Below are 4,751 nucleotides of genomic sequence, written 5' to 3'. Positions count from 1 at the left end.
AACGACATAATAATACGTTGTACCGTTGGTTACTGTAGAATCAATATAACTTGTAAGTGTTACATTGTTTGCTATCGTTGTATATGGTCCTCCTGAGTTAGCTGAACGTTTGACAATATAATTGTCCGCATTAAAGACATTATTCCAGCTTAGATTTACTTCTCCATCATCTGGAAGGGCAGTAACCCCGGTAGGAGCACTTGGTGCAGTTGGTGTTGTATCCCCAATTATTCTGTCAAACTCTGCATAGGCTGTTGCCATATCTACTTGTGACCAGAATCTGTGATATTTAAATGTAGGTGTTCCATTGTCCCACGTTTCCGTTACTGCATTCCATGATGTATTGTATAAGTCTTCTAAATAAGACCAATTAGGATCATTTTTAATTTCCGGTCTCAGTTCGTGATGACTAATATATACTCCATCTCCGCCTTTACTTGGGTCTGAAGGAATTCCGCCTGTTCCTGGAATTGTATTGCCTTGCCCAAAGGTTCCAGTCCATCCATCAGGAAAATAAATTTCTTTTTCAAAATAACGATAATAATCTGCTCTTTGCTCTTCTGTTACTATACCTATACCATCATTAAAATTCCAAGCTATATTTAGTAATTGTTCAGCCATATCCTTAGCTTGATTTCCTAGAGCCGTGAAATCCCCAGTTTCAGCTTTTGTTCCTGCTGCATAAAACGTAAGTGCCTTGATATAGTTTCCTAGTACCCCAACGTCCTGACTAGCATTTTTCGCAATAACATGATAATTCGGGTTTCCAGTAAAGTTTTCATAACCGTTCCATGTATCTGGTTGACCGCTCCATTCCTGACCACCCAGGATATAAAATTGACCTGGATCAGGCTCAGTGGCAACATCTGGATCTAAGCCACCTAAAATTTGATCACCATTACTGTCTAAGAAATAACCATCACTGTCTGTCAAAGGTTTTTCATTCACAAACGTGTAATCGATAGACCAATCAATCCATTTATTAATCACTTCTTTAGCCATTTGGAAGTTCGTTGTACTCGTATCACCGTTGGAAGCCAAAATGTAATAATATTCAGCTACTCTTTCTAAAGGCCATGTTTGGAATCCAAACCACGTATTTGATGGAGGATCGTGATATACAGGATCTTCATCGTAGGCTAAATCATAAAATGTACTTATCCCTACAGGGTAACTGGAATAATCTCCACCAACACTATTTGTAGCTCCTCCTCCTACACCACCTTCAGCAGATAACAACCAAGTATAAAATTCTAATTGTCTTTCCAAAGATAATTGCCAATCTTCTTGTGCTGTCGCTGATTCAGGAATTAAACCACCTTGAGATAATGCATAAGCTGCTACCGTATTTTGATACGCTTGGTGTGCATGACTTGAACCTATTCTCCATGCCCAGTTTCCTGAACCCATATCACCAAGTCCTCCACCCCACGCAGTGTACCATGACATTAAATAATGGCTGGCATTTTTACCCGTTCCAGGTGTTGGAGTTCCATCAGAAGCACTACCGATTTCTTGGAAGTATTTATCATACATACCATAGCGTAAATAATCGCCCATCTTTTTCGCTTTATCTAAATACGTTGGATTGTTATAACCCATTTGTTGTGCCCAATACATAACTTGAACCGCACGAGCATCAGCATCTGTTGCCGCTGTATATCTCCACTGTGGAGCAGGTGCTGCACCTTCTGCGACATATAAAGAAACAAACCCTTCACCTGTTTTACCAAACGAAAAATCATCTTGGGAAGGATGGGTAATTGCCTCCCATACTGACTCTTGTTCACCTCTTTGGAACGTATTTACATAAGTTGCCGTATGAGAAGGGTTCAAAGTATTGCCGTACCCGTACCAATCATCCACATCAATTAACCAGTGCATCAAATAAGTTTCATTATCTCCATAAGTTGCTGTTAATTCCGCATCTAGTGGATCAGAACCGGCTTGTACAGAATTCCCTAACATACTTGGATACATGTCTGGATACGGATGTTCAGGAGCATAGGTGGCAGTACTAGCTGGATTATAATAGCTCATCGTCGGCTGCTCTTCTACACCGTCTCCTTCGTTAATAGGTAAAATATACGTTTCTAAATTGTCCCAAGCATCCTCTAGTGGTGTCCAATTTCCCGTAAAATAACCATATAATGTTTCTAACCATAACCAATAGCTGTAAGCTTCAGAGGTTGTCATGTGACCATAATCCGGCGCTTCACTTAATAATGTTTCAATGGAATGGTACGGAATTCCCTCAGGTGAAAAGTACCCATTGTTAGGATCTTTAATTTGTTCATACATTGTTAAAAATCGAGCTTCATTCTGAGACATATCCCCTTGGTCTTCTGGAATTGCTGCAACTTGATTTGAATTAGTAGATTCTCCAACTTCATTGACAGCACTTACGACATAATAGTACGTTGTGCCATTGGTTAATCCCACATCTGTATACGACGTTCCTTCAACATTATTTTCAATCGTATTATATGGACCGCCTGAAGCAGTTGCTCGTTTCACTGAATAACTATCTGCATCAGACACACTGTTCCAACTTATTGATACTTCACCGTTTCCAGCTGAAGCACTTAATGAAGTTGGGACATTCGGTACAGTTGGAACATCAGGTTCACTTAAATCATCCTGAGTATCATTTATATATTGAGAAATCCATACTAGCGGTGCGTTCCAGTTAATCGTATTTTCTTTAGATGCCCATGCACTAGGGGCAGTATCTTTATCTGCATAAGATTTAGCAGCAGGCTGTCCTTGTGGTGTCGCTGGATCATTTGAGTTATCATTGTTAGGACCTCCTGAGAGCCATCCTTTAGGATATGGTGTACCACCTTGATATTTCCCCCAAGCCCAACGATCATGTGTATCTGTTTCATAAAACTCACCATAACCTGTAATATATGATAGTTTCATTGCATTGTTACCCATAAGATAATCCATCGTTTTATGAATACCTTTTAAATAATTGATATCCCCACTAATGTCATAAGCAAATGCCATAAATATCATTGAGTTTACAATAAATGAGTTAGAACCCCACGGATAAGTTTCACTTCCAGAAAGAGGCACTGGATAACCTTCTGTATTTAAAACATTGATAACATTGTTATTTACATGTGTTAAAAGATTATTTTCCATATCTATAATGTCTTGTGTTGGTAGATCATTGTTAGCTGTTAATAGGGATAATGAGCCCGCACCCGTTACTTCAGCCCAATCAAAATGACTTACCTCTTTATAATGTTGTGAATTCATAACAGCTGATTGATAGACTTGCTCATCACTGTCATTCAGAGCATAGGCAGTTAAATACAATTCAACAGCAGCTGTATATTGATCATCACTATTTTTTGTATCTCCATAATCACCGCCACCTGTAGCATCACCTGTACTATCTGTATAATCCACATTTGGATTTGCTTCTGCTCTTACCCATGCATCCTCTGCAATATTCCATAATTCTGAAGCATACACAGGATCATAATCATCTAGTAATCTAGCTAAATGGGCAAGATTTCTAGCAACAGCATAAGTAGCATTTGTAGAAGGAGGTTGTGCGAATCTTGCTTCCCCATTTTCTCCAGCAATATTGGTTAATGGGAATGCACTCCAATTGTTATTATGAACTTTATGAGAAGCTAATCCACCTGAAGGAGGAAGCATTCCCTTCATAAATGTTGAACCAAAATTCACTTCATCTAATATATCAGGGATACCATTCCCGTTTTCAGGAATGTTTAGTGAGCCATCTGGAAAAGCAGATGGATAACGTTCTAATAAATTTAATAAAGTCCATGCAGATATGGCTTGGTTAACAGAATAAATGCCAAAATCACCCGCATCAGCCCATGAATATTGCACATTTAATACATCTCCATTACACCAATCATTGTAACAACTAATGCTATTGTCACCAGGATGCAATGCACTATGGGCAAAAGTAGGATTCGTTAAATATTGAGCTTCTATATCCGTACCCATTCTATGAAAATAAAAATATTCCATTGCTTCCTTTGCAAGATTAGGATATAAATCTGAACCAATTTTAAAAGGGACACTTTCCCCTTCACCATTTACCCATAACGTGTAATTTCCTGATGCCGTTACGGATGAAAAATCTGCATGATGTAAAAAATCACCTGATGCTTGATCATTTCCATAAACTGAAGATAAACCGCTAGAAACAACATTGCCGCTTCCCAATTCTCTTAATTCCCAATTGAGAGGCGATGTGGAGTTATTGATAATCGTGGCAACTTTATCTGCATTTTGTAAATAACCGATCTGATTGATACGTACGTTCCCAGTATCAAAGTCCGCTATTGAAATTGGCACACTGTATGAAGATACTACAAGTATGATTCCAATAAAAATAATAAATAGCTTTTTCCTCATATCAATTTCTGTGATTAAGAACATAAAAGATTTCAGTCGTTATTATAAAATTTTTTTAATATATAACACTTTATTCTTCTATGAAAGAGTTCAGTAATATTCTATGTCCCTTCACAGAAACCTCCTTTCTTTAAACGAATTTTTAATAGAAAACAATTAACATTACCCTTTATTTAAAAATTTTTAGGGTGTACTACCACACCCTTTAAGTTTAAGGTTCAATTCCCCATACTAATTGTCCATTATGATATAACGTAACTTTGTTCCAATCGGTGAATGCAGTTATATTTGCATCAAAGGAGTAATCATTTGTTTCATCATAGTTGCTCCAGTCTGTTTTATTA

The 4,751-nt window shown here is 37.7% G+C and carries 1 protein-coding gene and 1 pseudogene; both read right to left on the bottom strand.

Annotated elements, in window-relative coordinates:
* On the bottom strand, window positions 1-2,352 hold a 2,352-nt coding region (locus ERL59_RS21220), incomplete at its 3' end, for a glycoside hydrolase family 48 protein (RefSeq protein ID WP_407925753.1).
* 15 nt (window positions 2,353-2,367) lie between these two features.
* A pseudogene (locus tag ERL59_RS21215) lies at window positions 2,368-4,407 on the bottom strand (glycoside hydrolase family 9 protein); the annotation flags it as partial.
* Between the last annotated feature and the right edge of the window lie 344 nt (window positions 4,408-4,751).

It is taken from the genome of Chengkuizengella marina (genome assembly GCF_009910845.1).
In the GTDB taxonomy this organism is placed as follows: Bacteria; Bacillota; Bacilli; order Paenibacillales; family KCTC-33759; genus Chengkuizengella; species Chengkuizengella marina.
This window is presented reverse-complemented; position numbering and strand designations above follow the sequence as displayed.